This is a genomic window from Nocardioides sp. NPDC047086 (assembly GCF_040643685.1).
Classification (GTDB): Bacteria; Actinomycetota; Actinomycetes; order Propionibacteriales; family Nocardioidaceae; genus Nocardioides.
Window position 1 is genome coordinate 1 of sequence record NZ_JBEYUV010000020.1, and the last position, 21,420, is coordinate 21,420.

Here is a 21,420-nt window from a genome sequence, read left to right on the forward strand (position 1 = left end):
CGTCCGCCCGGGGCGGGGCCGGGGGCGCGCCGGTCTTTCGCTCCCGGTGTCCTGTGGCGGCGGTGGCGGGGGTGGGTCTTGTGTTTTTTGCCGGCTCCCCTCCCCCGCCCCCCCCCCCCCACAACTGCATTCTCGCCGCGCCAGAACTGAGGACTCGGCGGGGCTACTTGGCGGTGAGCGCCAGGGCGGAGGTGACGAGGAAGTCGCGGACCTGGTCGGGTGAGACGGAGCCGACGGTGGGTACGCCGGGGGCGGACTCCGAGACCAGGATGCCGACGCGGGCGAGCTGGAGGGCGCCGAGGCCGGAGGCGTAGAGCGTGTTGGCGAGCAGGTTGGCGTCCTTGACGTGGAGCTCGCCGGAGGCGGCGCCGTCCTCGAAGACCGTCGTGAGGATGGTGAGGCAGCCGTTCATCGCGCGGCCCAGGCGGAACAGGGCGCTCTCGGAGAGCTCGTCGAGCAGGTCGGAGCCGCTGCGGCGCATCAGCGTCTGGGCGCAGTCGACGAAGGCGGGATGCTCGATCCCGTAGTCGACGAAGGTGCCGACGACGTCGCGGACCACGTCGGTGGGTGCGCTGTCGCCCTCGGTCGCGGTGAGCATCCGCTCGCGGAGCTCGTCGAGGTAACCGACCAGGGTCAGCGCGAAGATCTCGTCCTTGCCGGTGAAGTGGCGGTAGACGATCGCGCGGTTGATGCCGACCGCCTTGGCGATGTCCTCGATCTGGGCGTCGCTCACGCCGCGCTCGTCGAAGATCCTGCGGGTGGCGGCGACGATGTCTGCCTCGCGGGCACGGCGTCGGGCAGCGGCAGCCGAGCGGCGGCCGTCAGGCTCGGAGCCGTGGGCCGAAGCGGAGCCCGAGGTGGAGTGGGAGGTGCTTGGTCGGGTGCTCACAAGCACACTGTACGCGGCGTGCAACTCGGAGTTGCACTATGAGTGTCCGTCCTCACATCGGCCTAGCGGAGCAGCGCGCTCCGTGCGCCGGCGACGTCATCGGTCGTGACGAAGTCGACCCCCGAGACGGCGGCGCGGAGCACGGACGCGGTGCCGACGGCCGGCCAGGTCCCGACCTTGGCGCCCTGGCGGTGCACCGCACTGCGGAACGCGTCCAGGGTGTTCTCCGGGTAGTTGAGGGAGTCGCCGCGCCAGGCCATCACACCGACCGGCCTGTCCCCGATGGCGTAGACCGCCGCCGCAGTTCCCGCGACCGCCGGGGCGCCGTGATGCGCGCGGGCGACCGCCCGGAACCGGGTCTTCGCCACGCCCCGGGTCCGGAAGGCGTACGTCGCATGGCCGGTCGCGTCGGTGGTGAGGTCGGTGACCTTCTGCCAGCCCTGGCCGCTGTCGCGCTGGAGGGCGAGCACCCTGCCGGGGCGCGCCGGCGCGGCGAAGAGGGTGAGCCTCAGGGCGCTGCCGGCGCGTACGGACCGCGCCACGCTGGTCGTGACCGTCTGTGGCTGTCCGAAGAGCGTACGCGGCGCCGTGACCCGCTCCCGCCAGCCGCGCCCCTCGCGCTTGATGCCGTAGGCGAGGACCCGCCACCGCGTCCGCACCGAGGACGGCTGGGTCACCTCGAAGGAGTAGTCACCCGACCTCGCGACGCTCTGCTTCTGCACGACCCGCCACTCGCCCTCGTCGTAGGTCTGCGGCCGCACCACACGCGGCACGCTCGGGCCCAGCGAACCGCTCAGCGTGAAGGTCTCGTGCGGGATCGGCCGGGCGACGCTCGAGCTCGGGGCTGCCACCGCAACGGTCCCCGCGGGGGCGGGGGAGTCAGGGGCTGGGGTGGAGGCGGCCAGGCCGAGAACCATCACCAGCGCTGCGAGCAGCGTGGCGAACCGGGCATGTGGGGGCATACGCAGTGAGATTAGGGGATGGGTGGAGGGAGTCTTTAACCGGTATCCCTATAGTGTTAATCGAGAAAGCCTCGCACGGTCTCGATCGTGTCCGCCTCCGCCGCGGTCTTGTCGTCGCGGTAGCGCACCACCCGGGCGAACCGGAGCGCGACACCGCCCGGATAGCGGGTCGAGCGCTGCACCCCGTCGAAGGCGATCTCGACCACCTGCTCGGGCCTGACCTCGACCGCCCAGTCGCTGTGCGGGTCGCTCAGGGCGAGCTCGGTGAACCGCTCGGTCTGCCAGGCCAGCATCTGATCGGTCATGCCCTTGAACGTCTTGCCGATCATCACGAAACCGTCCGGTCCGCGCGCGCCCAGGTGGATGTTGGAGAGCCAGCCCTTGCGCCGTCCCGAGCCCCACTCGATGCCGAGGACGACCAGATCGAGGGTGTGGACGGGCTTGACCTTGATCCAGCCGGAGCCACGCCGCCCCGCCTCCCAGGGCAGACCGACCCCCTTGACGACGACGCCCTCGTGGCCGGCGGCGAGCACGTCGGTGGCGAACCGCTCCGCCTCCTCGGCGTCCACGGTGACCAGCCGTGGTGAGCGGTGCTGCTCGGGGACGACCCGGTCGAGCTCGGTGAGGCGCTGGTCGAGCGCCAGGTCGATGAGGTCGCGGCCGTCGACGTGGAGGATGTCGAAGAAGTACGGCGCGACGACCGTGCCGGGAGCCGACCGGGTCGCGGTGCGCGAGGCGGTCTCCTGGAACGGCCGAGGCCGCCCGTCGGGGCTGAGAGTCATCGCCTCGCCGTCCAGCACGAGCGTCTCGGCGGGGAAGGCGGCGACGATCTCCGCCACCTCGGGCAGCCGCTCGGTGATGTCCTCGAGGGTGCGGGTCGCGATGCGTACCTTCGTGCCCGACTTGTGGGCCTGGATCCTGATGCCGTCGAGCTTGGTGTCGACCACGACCGGCTCGCCGAGCTTCGCCATGGCCTCCTCGACCGAGCCCGCGGACGACGCGAGCATCGGCAGCGCGGGCCGTCCCACGACCAGGCCGACGTCGGTGAGCGCCTCCTCGCCGTCGAAGGCGAGACCGGCGACCACCACGGTCGAGCCGGCCAGCATCGCGGCGCGGCGTACGGCGGGCAACGGCACCCCGGCGGCCACCGCGAGCGCTTCCTGCACCAGCGAGTCGAGCGCCCCTTGGCGTACCTCGCCGGTCACCACGCCTCGCAGCCAGGCCTGCTCCGCGGCGGTCGCGGCGCCGAAGAGCGTCTCGGCCTCGGCCGCCCGGGCCACCTGCGAGCCCGGGCCCGCGAGCAGCGACATCCGCTCGAACGCCTCGTGCACGTCGCTGACCGTCAGTGATGCCTCGGCCGCGGGTGGGGGCAGCGTGGTGAGGGAGCGCCACCCCAGCCCCGTACGCCGCTGCAGCAGCGTGCCGGCGAGATAGGCGGTCACCACCGCCAGTTCGTTGCGCGTGGCCGCGCCGAGACATTCTGCCAACGCGGCGACCTTCGCCTTCCGCGACCGGGTCGCGGCGACGGCGTTCGAGGTGGAGACGATGTCGGCGAGCAGCATGTGTCCAGTGAACATCACGCCACCGACAGTCGTCGTCCGGCTTCCTCCGTCCCGCCCGACGCGCGAGGTGATGCCCCGCCTATCCTCGCCCCATGTCGCTTGCTGTCGCCCGCTCCTGGATCGAGTCCGAGCTGCCCACCCTGCTGGCCCGTCACCGCGTGCCGGCGGCGGCTGTCGGGGTGCTCCAGGACGGGCAGGTCATCGACCACGCCGGCGGCATCCTCAACCTCGAGACGGGAGTGGAGGCGACGACCGACTCGCTGTTCCAGGTCGGCTCGATCACCAAGCTGTGGACCACCGACCTGGTGATGCAGCTCGTCGGCGAGGGCCGGGTCGGCCTCGATGACGAGATCAGGCGTCACCTGCCGGGGTTCGCGGTCGCCGACGAGGAGGCGGCCGCGGCGATCACCGTCCGTCAGCTCCTCTCCCACACCGCCGGCTTCGAGGGCGACGTCTTCACCGACCACGGGCCGGGCGACGACGCGGTCGAGCGCTTCGTCGCCTCGATGGGCGACCTGCCGCAGATCTTCGCCCCGGGGGAGCGGTTCTCCTACTCCAACGCGGGCTTCGCGGTGCTCGGCCGCCTCGTCGAGGTCCTCCGCGGCACCACCTGGGACCGTGCCCTCCACGAGCACCTCGCCGCTCCGCTCGGCCTCACCCACGTCGCCACCACGCCCTACGACGCGATCAGGTTCCGCACCGCGATGGGCCACATCGACCCGGGCCCCGAGCATGTCCTCCGCCCGGGTCCGTCCTGGGGGATGGCCCGGGCCAGCGGCCCGGTCGGCGCGATGCTGTCGATGCGCGTACGCGACCTGCTCGGCTTCGCCGCCATGCATCTGGCCGCCGGGACGGCTCCTGACGGCACGCGGGTGGTCTCGGCCGCCTCCTGTGCGGAGATGCTCACCCGGCAGGTCGACCATCCCGCATCGACCCGCTCCGACGCCCGCGGTCTCGGCTGGTCCCTCGACGACACCAGCCAGGGGCTGGTGGGCCACGACGGCCAGACGATCGGGCAGTCGGCGTTCTTCCGGATGGTGCCCGAGCACGGCCTGGCGGTCGCGCTGCTCACCAACGGCGGTGATACCCACGGGCTCTACCACGACGTCGTGGGCCACCTTCTCGACGATCTCGCGGGCGTCAGGATCGCGCCCGACCCGGTCGCGCCGGACCGGACGCCCGCCGGCTTCGACGCCGACCGGATCGTCGGCACCTACCGCGCCCGCATCGTCGACTGGACACTGCGCCGGCACCCCGACGGCCGGCTGTGGGTCGAGGAGGTCCCCGGCCCCGAGGCGGCCGCCGTCGGCGACGAGCCGCAGAGCTACGAGGTCCTCCCGTACGCCACCGACCAGGTCGTCACGGCCGAGGCCCTCCACGGCGCGCACCACGTCTTCGGGTTCACCGGCAGCGACCCCGCCGGCCGCGCGACCCATCTGACCACCAGCCGGGTCTTCCCGCGGGCTAACCTCGAGGCATGAGTGCGCAGCGGACGGTCCGTCCCGGCTATGCCGTGGGCCTGGCCTCGATGCTGCGGCCGCTTCGTCGCGGGCTGGGCGACCCGACGTACAAGGTCCTCGGCGATGACCACTGGCGAGCCATCCGTACGCCGCAGGGTCCGGCCACTCTCAGGCTGCGCCAGCGCGACACCGAGGTGGAGTCCGAGGCGTGGGGCGAGGGCGCCGAATGGGCGCTCGAGCACGTGCCTGCCCTGCTCGGCGCAGAAGACCGACCCGAGGAGTTCCGCACCGAGGACCCGCTGCTCGCGACGCTGCTGGAGCGCTTCGAGGTGCCGCGCTTCGGGCGTACCGGGCTGGTGATGGAGGCGCTGGTGCCCTCGATCATCGAGCAGAAGGTGACCAACCACGAGGCGTTCTGCGGCTTCGGCAACCTGGCCAGGCGCTTCGGCGACGTGGCCCCCGGCGCCGGTGCCGATCATGGTCTGCGGCTGCAGCCGACACCCGAGGCGCTCCGGACGATCCCCAGCTGGGACTGGCTGCGCCTACCGGTCGACCCGGCCCGCTCCAAGGCGGTTCTGCACGCGGCCAGGGTCGCGCCCGCGGTCGAGCGGACCGTCGGCCTCCCCGGCGAGGAGGTGGAGCGACGTCTGACGTCCATCCCCGGCATCGGCGAGTGGACCGTCGCCGAGGTTCGCCAGCGCGCGCTCGGTGACCCCGACGCGGTCAGCTTCGGCGACTACCACCTCGCCAAGGACGTCGGCTGGGCGCTGACCAACGCGCCCTGGGACGACGACCGACTGCGCGACTACCTGGAGAGCTTCCGTCCGCACCGTGCCCGCGTCGTTGCGCTGATCTACCGCGGTGCCGGGAAGCGGCCTCGGCGGGGGCCGAAGATGTCGCCTCGGACGCACTTGCCTTCTTGAGCTTCTGGTCTTACTGCCGAGTCGGCCTCAGAGCAGGGGGCGCAAGGGGGTCAGGACGAGCTCGGTGAACTTGCGGTGGATCTCGCGCGAGGCCCACTCCTCGGCGGTCAGCTCGATCGCATTGGACTCGTCGAGCGCGAAGATCTCCTCCATCTGCTTGGCGACGTCGCGGTCGAAGATCTCCAGGTTGATCTCGTAGTTGCCGGTCAGCGAGAGCCGGTCGATGTTGGCGGTGCCGACGGTCGACCAGAAGCCGTCGACGGTGGCGGTCTTGGCGTGGATCATCGCGTCCTTGAACCGCAGGATCCGCACCCCCGAGCCGAGGAGCTGGGAGAAGTAGCCGCGCGAGATCCAGTCGACGACGATGTGGTTCGACTTCAGCGGCAGCAGGATGCGTACGTCGACCCCGCGCTGCGCCGCGGCCTTGAGCGCATCCACGAAGTCCTCGTCGGGGACGAAGTAGGCGGTGGTCAGGTAGATGTTGCGGGAGGCCCGGTTGATCGCCTCCAGGTACATCGACCGGATCGGGAACATCCACAGCCGAGGCACGTTGCGGTGGAACCGGAGATCGGGTTCCCACGACGGCGCAGTCTCGATGAGCAGCGGTCCCTCCGCGCCGTTGTGGTGGTTCAGCGGGTGTGGCCGCCGCCGGTTGAGGTTCCAGAAGTCGGCGAACGCGCGCCGCAGGTCCCAGACCCCGGGGCCGGTGATGCGAACGTGCGTGTCGCGCCACTCGGTGGCGTACGCGGTCCCGATGTTGTAGCCGCCGACGAAGCCGACGGTGTCGTCGACGACCAGGATCTTGCGGTGGTCGCGGCCGTAGCGCGAGAGGTCGAAGAAGCGCCAGCCCGCCGCATACGTGGGGTAGCGCAGGACGTGCATCCCCTCCGGGAAGCGCTTGAAGCGGGAGGGCACCACGAGGTTGGCGAGCTCGTCGTAGATGCAGTAGACGTCGACCCCGCGCTCGGTCGCCGAGGCGAGCGCCTGCTTGAACCGCTGCCCGACCTCGTCACCCTTCCAGATGTAGGTCTCGAGGAAGATCTGCTTCTTGGCGCCCTCGATGGCGGCGATCATGTCCTCGTAGAGGTCGGTGCCGAAGGTGTAGGTGGTGACGGTGCCGTCGCCGACGCTGTTGGTCAGCGGTGGCGTCACCGGGAACGGCTTGCCTCTTCTGCCGCGTTGGCCGCGGCTGCGGTAGCCGTCGACCAGGCTCATCGCGACGGCGAGTGCGACCGGTACGCCGAAGACGACGAGGAGCAGGCGGCGTAGGAACCTCATGACGCCCCCCGGCGACAGTCTCATCACAGCCACCAATCTAACTGGCTCCGCGTGGTGAGACACACCGGTGCGGACTTCTGGCGCGTGAGCACACGCCCCGGCGCGTGCGATCACGCTCGGACCAGTCTGCGACATCGCCCTTTCTCCGACCGCGGCGCGCTGGTGGAGGATCCTGTGATCCCCGTCACCTACCGACGGGTAAGTCGTTGGACCGAGATACCTCCCACCCTGTTCCCGGGCATGTCGCGGCGGGTCGTTGCCCTCAGAACTGAAACATGTTCTACTACAGGCTTGAAACGTGAGCCGAGTCACAAGACCACGCGAAAGGTGAAGGATGGCAGTGCAGTTCGCCTCCCTGGTCCGAGGTGTCGGCGGGATGGGTCTGATGACCGGCGAGGTCGTCAAGGGGACGTTCACGACCAAGTTCCAGCTCCGGGAGTTCCTCGAGCAGGCCTGGTTCATCACCAGCGTCACGCTGCTGCCCGCGGTGCTGGTCGCGATCCCGTTCGGGGCGGTCATCTCGCTGCAGGTCGGCAACCTCGCCGGCCAGCTCGGGGCGCAGTCGTTCGCCGGAGCGACGGCGGTGCTCGCCGTGGTCAGGGAGGCGGCGCCGATGGCGGCCGCGCTGATCATCGCCGGTGCCGCCGGGTCGGCGATCTGCTCCGACATGGGATCGCGCAAGATCCGTGAGGAGATCGACGCGATGGAGGTGCTGGGCATCGACCCGGTGATCCGGCTGGTGATCCCGCGGGTCCTGGCGTGCCTGTTCGTCTCGGTGATGATCAACGGGATCGTGATCGCGACCGGGATCGGTGGCGGCTACTTCTTCACCGTGATCGTCCAGGGTGGCTCGGCCGGTGCGTTCCTGTCGAGCTTCACCGCCCTGGCGAGCCTTCCCGACCTCTACATCTCGATGGTCAAGTCGGCCCTGTTCGGGTTCCTGGCGGCGATCATCGGCGCCTACAACGGTCTCAACGCCCAAGGTGGTCCCAGTGGCGTCGGCCGAGCGGTCAACGAGGCCGTGATCATCGCGTTCATGATGCTGTTCGTCCTCAACTCCATCATGACCGCGGTCTACTTCCAGATCGTTCCTCAGGACGGGTTGTGATCCCCCGGTGTCCAACACGCTCGCCCAGGTGGGCAACCAGATCGTCAAGGAGCAGCGCCAGGCCGTCGAGGGCTATGGCGACCAGCTGCTCTTCTATGTCAAGGCCCTGGCCTGGGCGCCCCGCACCATCCGCCGCTACAAGCGGGAGGTGCTCAACATCCTGGCCGAGGTCGCCTTCGGTGCCGGCGGCCTGACGATGATCGCCGGCACCGTCGGCGTGATCGCCTTCATGGCCTTCTTCGCCGGCTCCGAGGTCGGCATCCAGGGCTACGCCAGCCTGAGCCAGATCGGTGTCGCGAAGTTCTCCGCGTTCATCTCGGCCTTCTTCAACACCCGCGAGGTGGCCCCGCTGATCTCCTCGATCGCGCTGGCCGCGACCGTCGGCTGCGGCTACACCGCACGCCTGGGCGCGATGCGCATCAGCGAGGAGATCGACGCGCTCGAGGCGATGGGCGTGCCGAGCCTTCCCTACCTCGTCACGACCCGGATGATCGCCGGGTTCCTGGCCGTCATCCCGCTCTACATCGTCGCCCTGTGCGCCTCCTACCTCAGCCCGCGGTTGATCACGACGCTGATGTACGGACAGTCGGGCGGGACGTACGACCACTACTTCCTGGCATTCCTGCCGCCGATCGACATCCTCTACAGCTTCCTCAAGCTGATCATCCTCGCGGTCGCGATCATCCTGATCCACTGTTACTACGGCTACACCGCCTCCGGCGGCCCGGCCGGGGTCGGCATCGCGGTCGGCAAGGCGATCCGTACGTCCATCGTCACCGTCGTCGTCGCGGACTTCTTCCTGAGCTTCGCGATCTGGGGCTCGACCACCACCGTCCGGATCACGGGGTAGCCGGATGTTGATGGGAATCCAGCGCGACACCCGCGCCGAGCACACCAAGCTCTTCGTCTCCGGGATCGCCTTCACGGTGACCCTCGCCCTGCTGATCGCGCTCTGCGTGGCGATCTACCAGAAGGCGTTCGTTCAGTTCACCACGGTGAGCGTCGAGGCCGACCGGGCCGGCCTGCAGCTGCCGCGCTACGGCGACGTACGCATGCACGGCGTCATCGTCGGCCAGATCCGCGAGGTCCACCAGGACGGCAAGAAGGCCGTCATCCGCCTCGGCCTGGAGCCTGATCAGGCCGAGCAGATCCCCGCCAACGTCAGCGTCGCGATCAAGCCGACGACGCTGTTCGGGCAGAAGTACGTCGAGTTCATCGACCCCGAGGGGAAGCGCACCGGCGCGCTGAGCGACGGCACCGTGATCCCCGCCGACCGGGTTCGAACCAGCGTCGAGCTCGACGTGATCCTGGCCCGGCTCTTCCCGCTGCTGAAGTCGATCCGTCCCCAAGACCTCAACAGCACCCTGCACGCCCTCGCCACCGCACTTTCCGGCAACGGGGAGAAGCTCGGCGAGACCATGGTCCAGCTCAACGACTACCTCGAAGAGATGAACGTCCACCTCCCCACACTCGAACGCGATCTCGAGGACATGGCAGACGTCGCCGAGACCTACTCCATGGCCGCACCCGACCTGGTCAAGGTCCTCGAGAACACCACGACCACCGCCAACACCATCACCGACCAGCGAGCCCGGCTCGGCGGCCTGCTCACCTCGGTGACCGGAGTCGCCGACACCTCCAAGAACCTGCTCGCCGAGAACGAGAAGGCGATCAGGTACGAGACCGAGCTGGCGGTCCCGCTGCTCAAGCTCCTCGCCGACTACTCACCGGAGTACACCTGCCTGCTGCGCGGCCTCGACGACTACACCGAGCTGCTGGCGACCGTCTTCCAGCAGAACCGCGTGCGCCAGACGATGGTCCTCGACGGCACCCAGAAGCCGGCGTACGGCCGTGACGACCGTCCCGAGTGGGGCGAGATCGGCCACGGGCCGTGGTGCGACGGGCTGCCGAACCCGAAGGTGCCGGCCGGCCCGAACGAGCTGAAGAACGGCACCGAGGACATCCCGTGGGCGCCCGGGAACGGGGGCCTGCAGTGAACAAGCGCGATCTGAAGACCGCGGTCGCCGGGACCAAGGTGGTCCTCTTCACCGTCCTCTCGATCCTCGTCACCGGCACGCTCGCCTCGATCATGGGCAACGTGGGCTTCGGCGACCGGGTGCCCTACCGCGCCGAGTTCACCACCGCCTCGGGCCTGAGCGAGGGGGACGACGTACGCGTCGCCGGCATCACCGTGGGCGAGGTGCTCGCCGTCGAGATCGAGGGCGGTGACCACGCGATGGTCACCTTCCGGGTCGACAAGACGGTGCCGCTCACGAACGCCAGCGGCGCCCAGGTGCGCTACCTGAACCTGGTCGGCGACCGCTACCTGGCCCTGACCCAGGACGCCGGCTCCCAGGACCCCGAGGCCGACGCCACCCCGTTGCGCGAGGGGCAGGCGATCGCGGTGGCCAACACCACGCCGGCGCTCGATCTCACCGAGCTCTTCAACGGCTTCCAGCCGCTCTTCCAGGCGCTGCAGCCGAAGGACGTCAACAAGCTCTCGCTCAACCTGATCCGGGTGCTGCAGGGGGAGGGCGGCACGGTCGCGAGCCTCCTCTCGGAGACGGCCGACCTGACCAGTGCCCTGGCCGAGCGCGACCAGCTGATCGGGGACGTGATCACCAACCTGTCCAAGACGCTGAACACCGTCAACGAGCACCACACCGAGCTGGCCGACCTCATCCAGCAGCTCAGCGGCTGGATGAAGGACCTGGCGCGCGACAAGGAGGCGATCGGCGACTCGATCTCCTCGATCGGCGACCTGACCGACGAGCTGGCCGGGCTGCTCACCGACGTACGCCCGTTCCTCAAGGAGGACATCAAGCAGCTCAAGCGCGTGGTGGACATCCTCAACAAACCGGGCAACCAGAAGCTGCTCGACAAGACCCTCGAGCGGCTCCCGGAGACCCTCGAGTCGCAGGCGCGGATCGGCAGCTACGGCTCCTGGTACAACTACTACCTCTGCGACCTCGACTTCTCGATCAAGCTGCCCTCGCTCGGTGAGCTGCTCGACAACTCACCGGCCGTCAAGGCGATCCAGAAGCAGCTTGACAACTTGGCCTTCTACAGCCGGGCGGAGAGGTGCAAGCTATGAGTCACCACTCCGACACCCAGCTCAAGCGCACCGGCGTGATCACCATCGTCGCGATCGCGCTGGCCCTGACCGCGGCGTTCAACCTGCGCAAGCTGCCGTGGTTCGCCGGCACGACCTACCAGGCCGAGTTCTCCGACACCAGCGGCCTGCACGTGGGCAACCGGGTGGAGATCGCCGGGATCCGGGTCGGCCGGGTCAGCGACATCGAGATCGAGGGCGCCAAGGTGGTCGTCTCCTTCTCGGTCGACGGCACCGAGATCGGCCACCGCAGCGAGGCGAAGATCGGGGTGCTCAACCTGCTGGGGGAGAAGTACCTCGACGTCACCCCGCAGGGCGGCCGGACGCTGGATGCGGGCTCGACGATCCCGCTGGCGCGAACCAGCGCCGGCAGCGACATCGTCGGCACCTTCGGCGACCTCGCCGAGACGACGGAGGCCATCGACACCCAGCAGCTGGCCAAGGCGCTGACCACGATGTCGGGCACGCTCGACAAGGCCGGGCCCGAGGTGCAGGGCGCCTTCCAGGGCATCGCCGCGCTCTCCCAGACGATCGCCGCCCGCGGCGACGAGCTGGAGTCGCTCCTGCAGGACGCCGAGCAGGTCGTCCAGCTCGTCAACGAGCGCAAGCAGGACATCGTCAGCGTCATGGAGAACGGCGACCAGGTCTTCGCCGAGCTCATCTCGCGCCGCCAGGCCATCCACCAGCTGCTGGTCAACGCCACCGCGCTGGCCGAGCAGCTGCAGGCCCTGGTGAAGGAGAACGAGAAGCAGATCGGGCCCGCGCTGGACGCGCTCGAGACGGCGCTGAAGTTCCTCAACGCGCGCGATCAGGACCTGACCAAGACCATCCAGAACTACGGGCCGTACGCGTCGATCCTGATCAACATCATCGGCACCGGCCCCTGGTTCGACGCCTACCTCGCCAACCTGACCGGCATCGTGAGCGGCGAGTTCGTGCCCGGACGACGACCAGGGATCGTGGAATGACAAAGAACTTCTGGGGCCGAAAGTGGGCCGCGCTGCCCATCGCGCTGGTGCTGATGTGCGGGCTGCTGCTCGTCTCCGAGGTGGCCGCGCCCGACACCAAGATGGTGACCGCCAGCTTCCCGCAGGCGGTGAGCATCTACGAGGGCTCCGACGTGGTCATCATGGGCGTCAAGGTCGGCAAGGTCGCCTCGCTGGAGCCGAAGGGTGACCACGTGGACGCGGTGATCGAGTACCAGAGCGACTACAAGCTCCCCAAGGACGTGAAGGCGGCGATCGTCACCCCGACGCTGGTCGCCGACCGGTTCGTGCAGCTGACCCCGGCCTACACGGGTGGGCCGGCCATGGCCGACGGCGGAGAGATCCCGATCGAGCGCACGGCGGTCCCGGTCGAGCTCGACCGCATCTACGCCAGCCTCTCCGAGCTGACCACGGCGCTGGGGCCCAACGGGGCCGACAAGAACGGCGCGCTGAGCGACGTCCTGCGTGAGGGCGCCGACGCCCTGGAGGGCAACGGCAAGATCGGCAACCAGGCGATCGCCGACATGTCCGAGGCCGCCCAGGTGCTCGGCGGCAACTCCGAGCAGCTCTTCAGCACGCTCTCCCAGCTCTCCGAGGTCACCAGGACGCTGGCGAAGAACGACGACACCACCGAGAAGTTCCTGACCGACCTCTCCACCGTCTCCGGTCAGCTGGCCGGGGAGAGCGACGAGCTCGACCAGGCGCTCGTCGCGATCGCGCAGGCGGTCAAGGTGACCAAGTCCTTCGTGGAGAACAACTCCGACGCCCTGGTCGGCGACGTCAAGCAGCTCAACAAGACGCTCAACATCCTGGCCAAGGAGAAGGAGACCCTCGGCACCGTCATTGACCTGGCGCCGCTCGGTATCGGCAACCTGGCCGAGTCCTTCGACCCGGCCTCCGGCTCGGTCGGCTTCCGGCTGCAGGTCGGGCCGATCGGCTCCGACCTGTCCAACATCCTCTGCATGGTCGTGGAGAACGACCAGATCCCGGGGGCCAAGGAGATCTGCGCACTGTTCAAGGCGCTGCTGCCGACCGGGTCGACCGCGCCGGCGGGCAAGGCGCTGACCGACGCCGCGGCGCCGACCGGTCGTGACACCGCCACCGGGCTGCCGATCGGGCCGACGAACGGCACCAAGGCCAAACAGCCCGAGGTCGAGCCCGAGGTGGTCACCGAGGGCGGGATCGGTGCGCTGAGCGGGTCGCTGCAGGACCTGATGTCAGGAGGCAAGAAGTGAGGATCAGAGCCATCCTGGCCATGCTCGGCGTCCTCGCCGTGGCGAGCGGGTGCGGCGTACAGGCCTATGACCTGCCGCTGCCCGGCAAGGAGGTCGGCGAGGGCGACGGCTACGTCGTCATCGCGGAGTTCAACGACGTCGTCGACGTGGTGCCGCGCACCAAGGTGATGGCCAACGACGTGCCGGTCGGCCAGGTCGACAAGGTCGAGCGGGAGGGCTGGCACGCGAAGGTCACCATGACCCTGCGCAAGAACATCGAGCTCCCGGCCGACGCGCTGGCCAACGTACGCCAGACCAGCCTGCTGGGGGAGAAGTACATCGCCCTGGTGGCACCCGAGGGGTCCACCATCGCGAGCGCCGGCAAGCTGGGCGACGGCGCCACCATCGGGCTCGACCGCACCGACCGCAACCCCGAGGTCGAGGAGGTGCTCGGTGCGCTCTCCTTCCTGCTGGCGGGTGGCGGCGTCGGGCAGCTGAAGACGATCAGCGACGAGCTCAACACCATGATGGACGGGCGCACCGGCGACATGCGGGCGCTGCTGGGCAACCTGGAGACCACGGTCGCCTCGCTCAACCAGCAGAAGGGCTCGATCATCAAGGCGATGGAGCAGGTCGACAGGCTGACCCGCACCCTCAACAAGGAGTCAGCGAAGATCGAGGCCGCCATCGACTCCTTCGGGCCAGCGCTCGAGGTGCTTCAGCAACAGCACGCCGACCTGATGAAGATGATGAAGGCGCTCGACCGGCTCGGGGTCGTCGCGACCCGGGTGATCAACCAGAGCGGCGACAACCTGACCACGGCGCTGGACGAGCTGGCACCGACGCTGCGTGAGCTCGCCGACGCCGGTGACTCGCTGCCGCGCGGCTTGATGATGGCGGCCAGCTTCCCGTTCCCAGAGAACGCCTCCGGGCTGGCGATGGGTGACTACTCCAACGCGCTGTTCCACATGGATCTCGACCTCAACAAGCTGGTCGGCAGCCTCACCAACGGCAAGTCGACCGGCATCCTGCCGCAGGTCATCCAGATCTGCCTCTCCTACTCCAAGGGGTGCGCAGCGGTCCAGCCCCTGGCCAAGGCGCTCTGCGACCTGACCAACCTGAACCTGGTCTGCTCGGTGGTCGGCAAGGAGGACACCCCGCTCAAGAAGGGCGAGAAGATGCCGAAGATCCCAGACGTCTCCGACCTGATGCCCAAGAGCTCGACCTCGACCAAGACACCCGGGCTCGACGACCTGGTCCCGGAGATCGCCGAGGGCCTCTCGAGCCCGACGGAGACCGAGTCGCCTACGGCCGAGCCGACGACCGGAGGCCTGGCCGGCCTCCTCGGACTGCTGGGAGGCGGTAGCTGATGACACGGAGCGTCCGGAACAAGCTGGTCATCTTCCTGATCCTCGCCGCGGTCGGCATCTTCTACGTCTCGGCCGCCTACCTCGGCGTCGTCGACCGGGTCCTGGGCCGCCACGTGGACGTCTCGGTCGACCTGCCGGCCTCCGGTGGTCTGTACGAGGGCAGCGAGGTCAACTACCGCGGCATCAGCATCGGCCGCGTCGCCTCGATGATCGTCACCGAGGAGGGCGTACGGGCCGAGCTGGAGCTCGACCCCGGCACCGAGGTGCCGCGGGATGCCGAGGTGGAGGTCCACAACCTCTCGGCGGTCGGGGAGCAGTACATCAACTTCATCCCCGACTCGGCTGCCGGGCCCTACCTCGCCGAAGGTGACGTCGTGACCGCCGGACCCGAGTCGATGCCCGGCACCACCGACGAGCTGCTCACCGAGCTCAACAGCTTCACCACCTCGATCAACGGCGAGGACCTGAGCACCGTCGTCGCCGAGCTCGGCACGCTGTTCCGCGGCAACGCCGAGAACCTGCGTACGTTGCTCGACTCGGGCTCCACACTGGTCGACCAGGCCTCCGCCCACCAGAAGGAGACCATCCGGCTTCTCGACACCAGCCAGACCGTGCTCCAGACGCAGAAGGAGCACAGTGGCGACATCCGCGAGTTCGCCAAGGGGCTCGAGGAGGTCACTGCGACGCTGGACAAGCGTGACCCGGAGCTGCGCGAGATCCTCCAGGGCGGCGAGGCGACCGCGGTCCAGGTGCAGTCGCTGATCGACGGGCTGCAGCCGCTCCTGCCGATCTTCCTGGCCAACTTGAGCACCGTCAACGAGGTGCTCACCGCCCGGCTGCCCGCGATCGAGCAGACCCTGGTGACCTTCCCGCGCGTCGTGGCGACCGGCTGGACCGGCTCGCCCGGTGACGGCTACGGTCACCTGTCGATGGGCTTCGTCTACACCACACCGCCGTGCCAGGAGGGCTACAAGCCCGCCGACCAGTGGATCCCCGGCACCGTGATGGAGGACCAGCCGCTCTATCCGGCCAAGTGCACCGATGAGCGCGCCCAGCCCGGCTACGAGGGCGACAACCCGATCATGCAGCGCGGCGTCAACATGGTCCCCGAGCCCGAGGGCGTGGGGAAGTACGTCACGACCTACGACCCGAAGACCGGGCGCACCAAGCTTCCCGATGGAAAGACGGTCACGATGTCCACCCCGAACGATGACGGAGGCCTCGTCTCCGCCTTGTCCGACGACTCCTGGCGATCGATGATCATGGGAGAGGAGTGAGTCCGGTGCCCGAATCCGCCGATCCTGCCAGGAACGCTCTCGAGGTCAAGCTCTCCCTCGCCAGACTGGGGCGGGTCAACACCGTGCTCGCGACGGTGGTCGTGATCCTGGTCGTGCTGGCGGCGGCCGTCTTCATCGGCGGCGCCCGGGTGCTTCCCTGGACCACGCCCGCCGAGGCGGCGGCCGCCGACTACGACGAGGTGGCGGCGGTCGCCGAGGACGGCGTGATCGCCTTCCTCGACGTCGACTACCGCGACATGGATCCGAGGATCCAGGCCGTCAAGGAGATCTCGACCGGCACCTTCGGCAGGGAGTACACCGCCATCGCCGAGCAGATCCGGCAGGCTGCGATCCCCGCCCAGACCATCTCCAAGGGCAAGGTCAGGCAGGTCGGCATCCGCGCGGTCGGGTCGAAGAAGGCGGTCGTGCTGGTCGCCGTCGATTCGGTTGTCACCAGCAGCCAGACCGCAGAGCTGAAGAAGAGCGACACCTGTCCCTATGAGGGTGCGCGGTGCTCGAAGTACCGCTTCAAGGTGTCGCTGGACAAGACGAAGGACGGCTGGCGCATGTCCGACCTGGCAGGAGTCAACTGATGACGGGCGTACGAGCGAACGGATCGGTCTCCGCCGGCCAGAAGGAGTGCCCCTTCTGCGCGGAGACGATCAAGGCCGCCGCGATCAAGTGCCGTTACTGCGGCTCCGACCTGCTTCCTCCGGCCGAGGAGCCGGACGAGGACGTACGCGAGGAGGTCGAGGCTCCGCAGGAGAGCGCTGCTGGTTCGGCTGAGCCCGAGGAGGCTGAGACGGCGGCCGCCGAGCCTCAAGCTGAAGATGAGGGTGAGGGTGAGGACGAGGCGCGCGCCGGGCTCGCCGAGCGGTGGCTGGGCGACGGCAGCCGGGTGTTGACGGCCGTTCTCGGCGTACTCGTCCTGGTGGCCGGCGGCCTGCTCTGGCTGGCGGTCGACATGGCGTCGAAGGACGACGTGGCACCGGGTGGCGAGCTGACCGCGGCCGGCTCCCGGGCGGCGATCATGGAGCACTCGGTCGGACTCGCGCAGACGGTGATGTCCTACCAGGCCGCGAGTGCGGAGAAGGACATCGCGGCGGCGAAGAAGCTGATGACGCCGGCGATGCAGAAGGACTACGAAAAGACGCTGCCCGGCGCGGACAAGCGCAAGGAGCAGGCCGACCTCGGCATCAAGGTCGACGCCGAGGTGGCGCCGCTCTCCGTGGAGGGCGCGAAGGCCGCCGAGGAGGGCAAGGCCTGCGTCGACGACGACTGTGCCGCCTCGATCATCTCCGCGACGGAGGAGTCGGCCGAGGTGCTGCTCTTCGTCAACCAGAGCGCGACCGCGCCGAAGACGAAGAACACCGTGGTCAGCCCGACCTGGGAGGTGCTGACGCTGGTGAAGGACGGCGGTGGTTGGCTGATCTCTGAGATGAAGGCTGCGTCGTAGGTCGAAGCGGAGCCCGAGACGTGGGCCTAGTCTCACCATGAGGTCCTGTCGAGGGGCCGCTCCATCCCTGATATAGTAGAACGTGTTCTACTTTTACTGCTCGAGGAGGGCACATGGCCGGCTCACGCCAGTCCGTACAGCTGACCGATACCGAGATCGAGGACTTCCTCGGATCGCAGATGAAGGTGCAGGTCGCGACCGTCGGTCCCGACGGCGCCCCGCACCTGACCACGCTGTTCTACGTGCTCGACGAGGGCAAGATCGTCTTTTGGACCTACGGGTCCTCGCAGAAGGTCCGCAACCTGCGGCGTGACCCGCGGGTCACCTGCCTGGTCGAGGACGGCGTGGACTACTTCGAGCTGCGCGGGGTGAGTATCACCGGGCGGGCGCGGCTCGTCGAGGACTACGACGAGATCAAGGGCATCGGGTCGCGGGTGATGACCCGGATGGCCGGCGGAGCAGATCTGGGTGAGCTCGGTGAGGACCTGGTCTCGAAGCAGGCGCACAAGCGCGTGGGCATCGTCATCGAGCCCGACAAGGTTGCAAGCTGGGACCACCGCAAGCTGGGCGCGCTGCCCGGCCAAGGCTGACGTCGACGACGACGAGGACAAGGAGACGGACATGGCAAAGGTGATCGCGGACTTCGACCTGTGCGAGTCCCACGGCATGTGCGAGTCGTTCGCGCCTGACGTGTTCGAGATCGATGACGACGACTACCTGCAGATCGCGGACCCGACGGTGAACGAGGAGAACCGCGACCGCATCGAGCAGGCCGTGGCCGGCTGTCCCAAGGCCGCCCTGAGGATCGAGGAGTAGCCCCACGTGAGCGTAGATCTGGACGGCAAGGTCGCGATCGTCACCGGATCCGGAGCGGGTCTGGGGCGCGCGGAGGCGGTCGCGCTGGCCCGGGCGGGCGCGCGGGTGGTGCTCAACGATCTCCCCGGCGCTGCCGAAGAGGCGGCCGAGGAGATCCGCGGGTTCGGTGGCGAGGCGGTGATCGCGGCCGGCGACGTGAGCGAGCGTGCCACCGCCGACGCGATGATGGCCGCGGCCGTCGACGGCTTCGGCGGGCTCGACATCGTGGTCAACAACGCGGGCATCACCCGCGACAAGATGCTCTTCAACATGTCCGACGAGGAGTTCGACCTTGTCGTACGCGTCCATCTGCGCGGTCATTTCCTACTGACCCGCAACGCCTCGGCCCACTGGCGCTCGGTCGCGAAGTCGATGGGCGCACCGGTCGACGCCGCAGTGGTGAACACCTCCTCGGAGGCGTTCCTGGCCGGGCCTCCCGGACAGGCCAACTACGGCGCCGCGAAGGCCGGGATCACCGCGCTGACGATGTCGACGGCCCGCTCGATGGGCCGTTCCGGCGTACGCGCCAACGCGATCTGCCCGCGGGCCGCGACCGCGATGACCGAGGGCGTGCTCACGGGCGACTCCTACGGGGCCGAGCACGTGGTGCCGCTGGTCACCTATCTCGCCTCGCCGGCCGCCGCCGCGGTCACCGGGCAGGTCTTCGTCGTCTACGGCGGGATGATCGCCGTCCTCGCGCCGCCCACGGTGGCTGAGCGCTTCGACAACGCCGCCTGGGACCTCGACTCGCTCGACAAGCAGGTCGGCGGCTGGTTCGCCGACCGCGACCCCGCGGCCGGGTTCTCGGCCGACTCGATCATGCAGCTCAAGCTGAGAGACCAAGAGGAGCAGTGATGGCACGTCTGCAGGGCAAGACAGCGATCGTCACCGGTGGCGCGCAGGGGCAGGGAGCCGCCATCGCGCGCGCCTTCGTCTCCGAGGGCGCCAAGGTGGTCATCGCCGACGTGGCCGACGAACCCGGCAAGCTGCTCGCCGAGGAGCTGGGGGAGTCGGCGCTCTTCGTCCACCACGACGTGAGCTCGGAGGAGTCCTGGACGTCGCTGGTGGCCGAGACCGCCGAGGCGTACGGCCCGGTCAACGTTCTCGCAAATAACGCCGGCATCCTGCGCTTCGGCGAGATCCTGACCCAGCCGGTCGAGGAGTTCGAGCTGCTGTGGCGGGTCAACACCCTCGGCTGCTTCCTCGGGATGCGCTCGGTGATCTCCACGATGAAGGAGAACGGCGGCGGCTCGATCATCAACGCCTCCTCGATCGAAGGCCTGGCCGGGATGGCGTTCGTGGCCGGCTACACCTCGACCAAGTTCGCCATCCGCGGCATGACCAAGGCCGCCGCCCTCGAGCTCGGCCCCAGCGGCATCCGGGTCAACTCCGTCCACCCCGGCATGATCGACACGCCCATGACCCGCGGCGTCGGCGCCGACGATGCCGCCATGGAGTTCGGCGCCGCCAAGGTCGCCCTCAAGCGCGTCGGCCACCCCGAGGACATCGCCCCGCTCTACGTCTACCTCGCCTCCGACGAGTCCGGCTTCGTCACCGGCGCCGAGATCGCCATCGACGGCGGCGCCACCGCCACCCACGCCTACGGCGGCTGACCCCGTCAGTCGAGGCGTCACCCCGGTCGGCCGAGGCGTCGCGTACGTCGGCCGAGGCGTCACCGTGGTGCCAGCTCGGCCGACGGGGCTGACGCCTCGGCATGGGTGAGTCGGCCACGCACGGGGTCGGTCTCCGGCATACTTCGCCGGGCAGGTTTCAGTCACCGGGGGGCTAACCGAAGGCCATCAGAACATGTCGCGACGACGTAGTGCGTTCACCACCGTCGTGGTGCTCGGTGTCTTCGCCTTCCTCTACAGCCTGACCCTCGCGATCCCGGTCTACGTCGGCGACATCTCGGCGCTCTGGAGCACGCGCGGGCACGCCTGGTTCGGCGACGTGCTGGGCCGGCTGGTGGACGCATTCTCATTCCTGTGGGGATCGGCCGTCATGGATGACGGGTACCCCGTCGCGCCTGCCTCCGCCTGGCCGACGGTGGTGTTCGTCGTGCTGCTCGTCGTCCTGGTCTATGCGAGTGTGCGGACCGCCTCGGACGGCGCCTACGCGGTTGCCGGACGGGTGCTGTGTGCGAGCGTCCTCGCGGGCGGCCTGACGAATCTCTTCGTGGTCCTCCAGACCGTCCTGGAGGTGCGCGGCGGGCTGGCCTCCTTGCCGACGGTCATCTGGGCGTTACCCGACGATGGGATCTGGCTCGGTCTGGTCGTGGGCGTGTTCGGTGGCTACGCCGCCTATGCAGCGGCGGCGTTCGCCAAGATCGCCGCGCTTGTCCTCCGCGATGCTGGGACAGAAGACTCCGTCGAAGGCGACGCCTCGGAAGACGTCTACGGAAGAGCCCGGGCGGCGCGGATCGCCACCTGGAGCGTGTTGCCGATCCTCGTGCTGGCCCTCGTCGGCGGGTTCGTCTGGGACTACGGTCCGGACGCGGATCCGTACGGGGTGGCCGTCGACTCGCGACAGGCGTGGGTTCGCCTGGTCTGGTTCGCTCACGCGAGCCTGTCGCCGCCGCACAACCCGCATGCGCTCACCGGCAGCTTCGAGACCTCGGTGTGGTTGCCGCGTACGTTGAGCTCGATCGCTCTGGTGCTGCTGGTGTGGCTGGCGATGCTGCTGATCGTGGCGCGCTGGCCTCGCAGGGGAGGGCCGGGCGTGTTGTCCATCCTCGTCCAGTGCTGGGGTGTGGTGGCTGTGCTGGCGGCGGTCGTCGGTCTGCTCGAGGGCGCCCTGGTGCAGCAGGAGGAGTTCGCTGGATCGGCGCTCTACTGGGGGTTCGAGATAGCCGCCGACGGGGTGAGGTTCGCTGCCTGCTTCGGCTGGACGACCGGGGTCGCCGTAGCGATCTCCCATCGACTCTCGAGAGGGGCGCGCACTGATGTCGAAACAAGGGCCTGACGGGGGC

The 21,420-nt window shown here is 69.0% G+C and carries 21 protein-coding genes; 17 read left to right on the forward strand and 4 right to left on the reverse strand.

Annotation, left to right across the window (positions count from 1 at the left end; genetic code table 11):
- Window positions 1–163 precede the first annotated feature (163 nt).
- From ABZ796_RS15505 to ABZ796_RS15515, 3 genes are all read right to left on the reverse strand, one after another.
- Window positions 164–889, reverse strand: a complete 726-nt coding sequence (locus ABZ796_RS15505; protein ID WP_357337976.1) for a TetR/AcrR family transcriptional regulator — start codon at window positions 887–889, stop codon at window positions 164–166.
- A 62-nt stretch (window positions 890–951) separates the two neighbouring features.
- Entirely contained in the window at window positions 952–1,851 is a 900-nt protein-coding gene (locus ABZ796_RS15510) for a hypothetical protein (RefSeq protein ID WP_357337977.1), read from the reverse strand.
- A 56-nt stretch (window positions 1,852–1,907) separates the two neighbouring features.
- Window positions 1,908–3,413, reverse strand: a complete 1,506-nt coding sequence (locus tag ABZ796_RS15515) for an ATP-dependent DNA ligase (protein ID WP_357338120.1) — start codon at window positions 3,411–3,413, stop codon at window positions 1,908–1,910.
- Window positions 3,414–3,505: 92 nt separating this feature from the next.
- Here ABZ796_RS15515 and ABZ796_RS15520 point away from each other — a divergent pair, with 92 nt between their 5' ends.
- Window positions 3,506–4,894 (forward strand): serine hydrolase domain-containing protein, encoded by a 1,389-nt coding sequence (locus ABZ796_RS15520; protein ID WP_357337978.1) that lies wholly within the window; start codon window positions 3,506–3,508, stop codon window positions 4,892–4,894.
- Complete coding sequence (locus ABZ796_RS15525) at window positions 4,891–5,796, forward strand: DNA-3-methyladenine glycosylase 2 family protein (protein WP_357337980.1); 906 nt, start codon at window positions 4,891–4,893, stop codon at window positions 5,794–5,796. The genes ABZ796_RS15520 and ABZ796_RS15525 overlap by 4 nt, the downstream gene beginning before the upstream one ends.
- A gap of 27 nt (window positions 5,797–5,823) precedes the next feature.
- On the opposite strand, the gene ABZ796_RS15530 is transcribed toward ABZ796_RS15525, so the two are convergent.
- Window positions 5,824–7,074 (reverse strand): phospholipase D-like domain-containing protein, encoded by a 1,251-nt coding sequence (locus tag ABZ796_RS15530; RefSeq protein WP_357337981.1) that lies wholly within the window; start codon window positions 7,072–7,074, stop codon window positions 5,824–5,826.
- Window positions 7,075–7,450: 376 nt separating this feature from the next.
- On the opposite strand from ABZ796_RS15530, the gene ABZ796_RS15535 reads away from it, so the two are divergent.
- From ABZ796_RS15535 to ABZ796_RS15605, 15 genes are all read left to right on the forward strand, one after another.
- The gene (locus ABZ796_RS15535) at window positions 7,451–8,182 is read left to right on the forward strand and encodes an ABC transporter permease (RefSeq protein ID WP_357338122.1); all 732 of its coding nucleotides are present in this window, start codon (window positions 7,451–7,453) and stop codon (window positions 8,180–8,182) included.
- A gap of 7 nt (window positions 8,183–8,189) precedes the next feature.
- Window positions 8,190–9,032: an ABC transporter permease gene (locus ABZ796_RS15540; protein WP_091041523.1), complete on the forward strand. Its 843-nt coding sequence runs from the start codon at window positions 8,190–8,192 to the stop codon at window positions 9,030–9,032.
- Between the two features lie 4 nt (window positions 9,033–9,036).
- Entirely contained in the window at window positions 9,037–10,179 is a 1,143-nt protein-coding gene (locus tag ABZ796_RS15545; RefSeq protein ID WP_357337982.1) for an MCE family protein, read from the forward strand.
- The gene (locus tag ABZ796_RS15550) at window positions 10,176–11,276 is read left to right on the forward strand and encodes an MlaD family protein (RefSeq protein ID WP_357337984.1); all 1,101 of its coding nucleotides are present in this window, start codon (window positions 10,176–10,178) and stop codon (window positions 11,274–11,276) included. Before ABZ796_RS15545 ends, ABZ796_RS15550 begins: the two co-directional genes overlap by 4 nt.
- A complete protein-coding gene (locus ABZ796_RS15555; protein ID WP_357337985.1) occupies window positions 11,273–12,262 on the forward strand; it encodes an MCE family protein in 990 nt (329 codons plus the stop codon). Before ABZ796_RS15550 ends, ABZ796_RS15555 begins: the two co-directional genes overlap by 4 nt.
- Window positions 12,259–13,515 carry an MCE family protein gene (locus ABZ796_RS15560; protein WP_357337986.1) on the forward strand — a complete coding sequence of 419 codons (1,257 nt, stop codon included), beginning with the start codon at window positions 12,259–12,261 and terminating at the stop codon, window positions 13,513–13,515. The genes ABZ796_RS15555 and ABZ796_RS15560 overlap by 4 nt, the downstream gene beginning before the upstream one ends.
- A complete protein-coding gene (locus tag ABZ796_RS15565) occupies window positions 13,512–14,864 on the forward strand; it encodes an MCE family protein (protein ID WP_357337988.1) in 1,353 nt (450 codons plus the stop codon). The genes ABZ796_RS15560 and ABZ796_RS15565 overlap by 4 nt, the downstream gene beginning before the upstream one ends.
- Window positions 14,864–16,141, forward strand: a complete 1,278-nt coding sequence (locus ABZ796_RS15570) for an MlaD family protein (RefSeq protein WP_357337989.1) — start codon at window positions 14,864–14,866, stop codon at window positions 16,139–16,141. The genes ABZ796_RS15565 and ABZ796_RS15570 overlap by 1 nt, the downstream gene beginning before the upstream one ends.
- A 5-nt stretch (window positions 16,142–16,146) precedes the next feature.
- The gene (locus ABZ796_RS15575) at window positions 16,147–16,734 is read left to right on the forward strand and encodes a hypothetical protein (RefSeq protein WP_357337990.1); all 588 of its coding nucleotides are present in this window, start codon (window positions 16,147–16,149) and stop codon (window positions 16,732–16,734) included.
- Window positions 16,734–17,597 (forward strand): hypothetical protein, encoded by an 864-nt coding sequence (locus ABZ796_RS15580; protein ID WP_357337992.1) that lies wholly within the window; start codon window positions 16,734–16,736, stop codon window positions 17,595–17,597. Before ABZ796_RS15575 ends, ABZ796_RS15580 begins: the two co-directional genes overlap by 1 nt.
- 113 nt (window positions 17,598–17,710) lie before the next feature.
- Window positions 17,711–18,187 carry a TIGR03618 family F420-dependent PPOX class oxidoreductase gene (locus ABZ796_RS15585; protein ID WP_357337993.1) on the forward strand — a complete coding sequence of 159 codons (477 nt, stop codon included), beginning with the start codon at window positions 17,711–17,713 and terminating at the stop codon, window positions 18,185–18,187.
- A gap of 31 nt (window positions 18,188–18,218) precedes the next feature.
- A complete protein-coding gene (locus tag ABZ796_RS15590; protein ID WP_357337994.1) occupies window positions 18,219–18,413 on the forward strand; it encodes a ferredoxin in 195 nt (64 codons plus the stop codon).
- 6 nt (window positions 18,414–18,419) lie between these two features.
- The gene (locus ABZ796_RS15595) at window positions 18,420–19,307 is read left to right on the forward strand and encodes an SDR family NAD(P)-dependent oxidoreductase (RefSeq protein WP_357337995.1); all 888 of its coding nucleotides are present in this window, start codon (window positions 18,420–18,422) and stop codon (window positions 19,305–19,307) included.
- A complete protein-coding gene (locus tag ABZ796_RS15600) occupies window positions 19,307–20,065 on the forward strand; it encodes a glucose 1-dehydrogenase (RefSeq protein ID WP_357337996.1) in 759 nt (252 codons plus the stop codon). The genes ABZ796_RS15595 and ABZ796_RS15600 overlap by 1 nt, the downstream gene beginning before the upstream one ends.
- 193 nt (window positions 20,066–20,258) lie before the next feature.
- On the forward strand, window positions 20,259–21,413 hold the full coding sequence (locus ABZ796_RS15605; protein ID WP_357337998.1) for a hypothetical protein: 1,155 nt from the start codon (window positions 20,259–20,261) through the stop codon (window positions 21,411–21,413).
- Window positions 21,414–21,420: the final 7 nt, after the last annotated feature.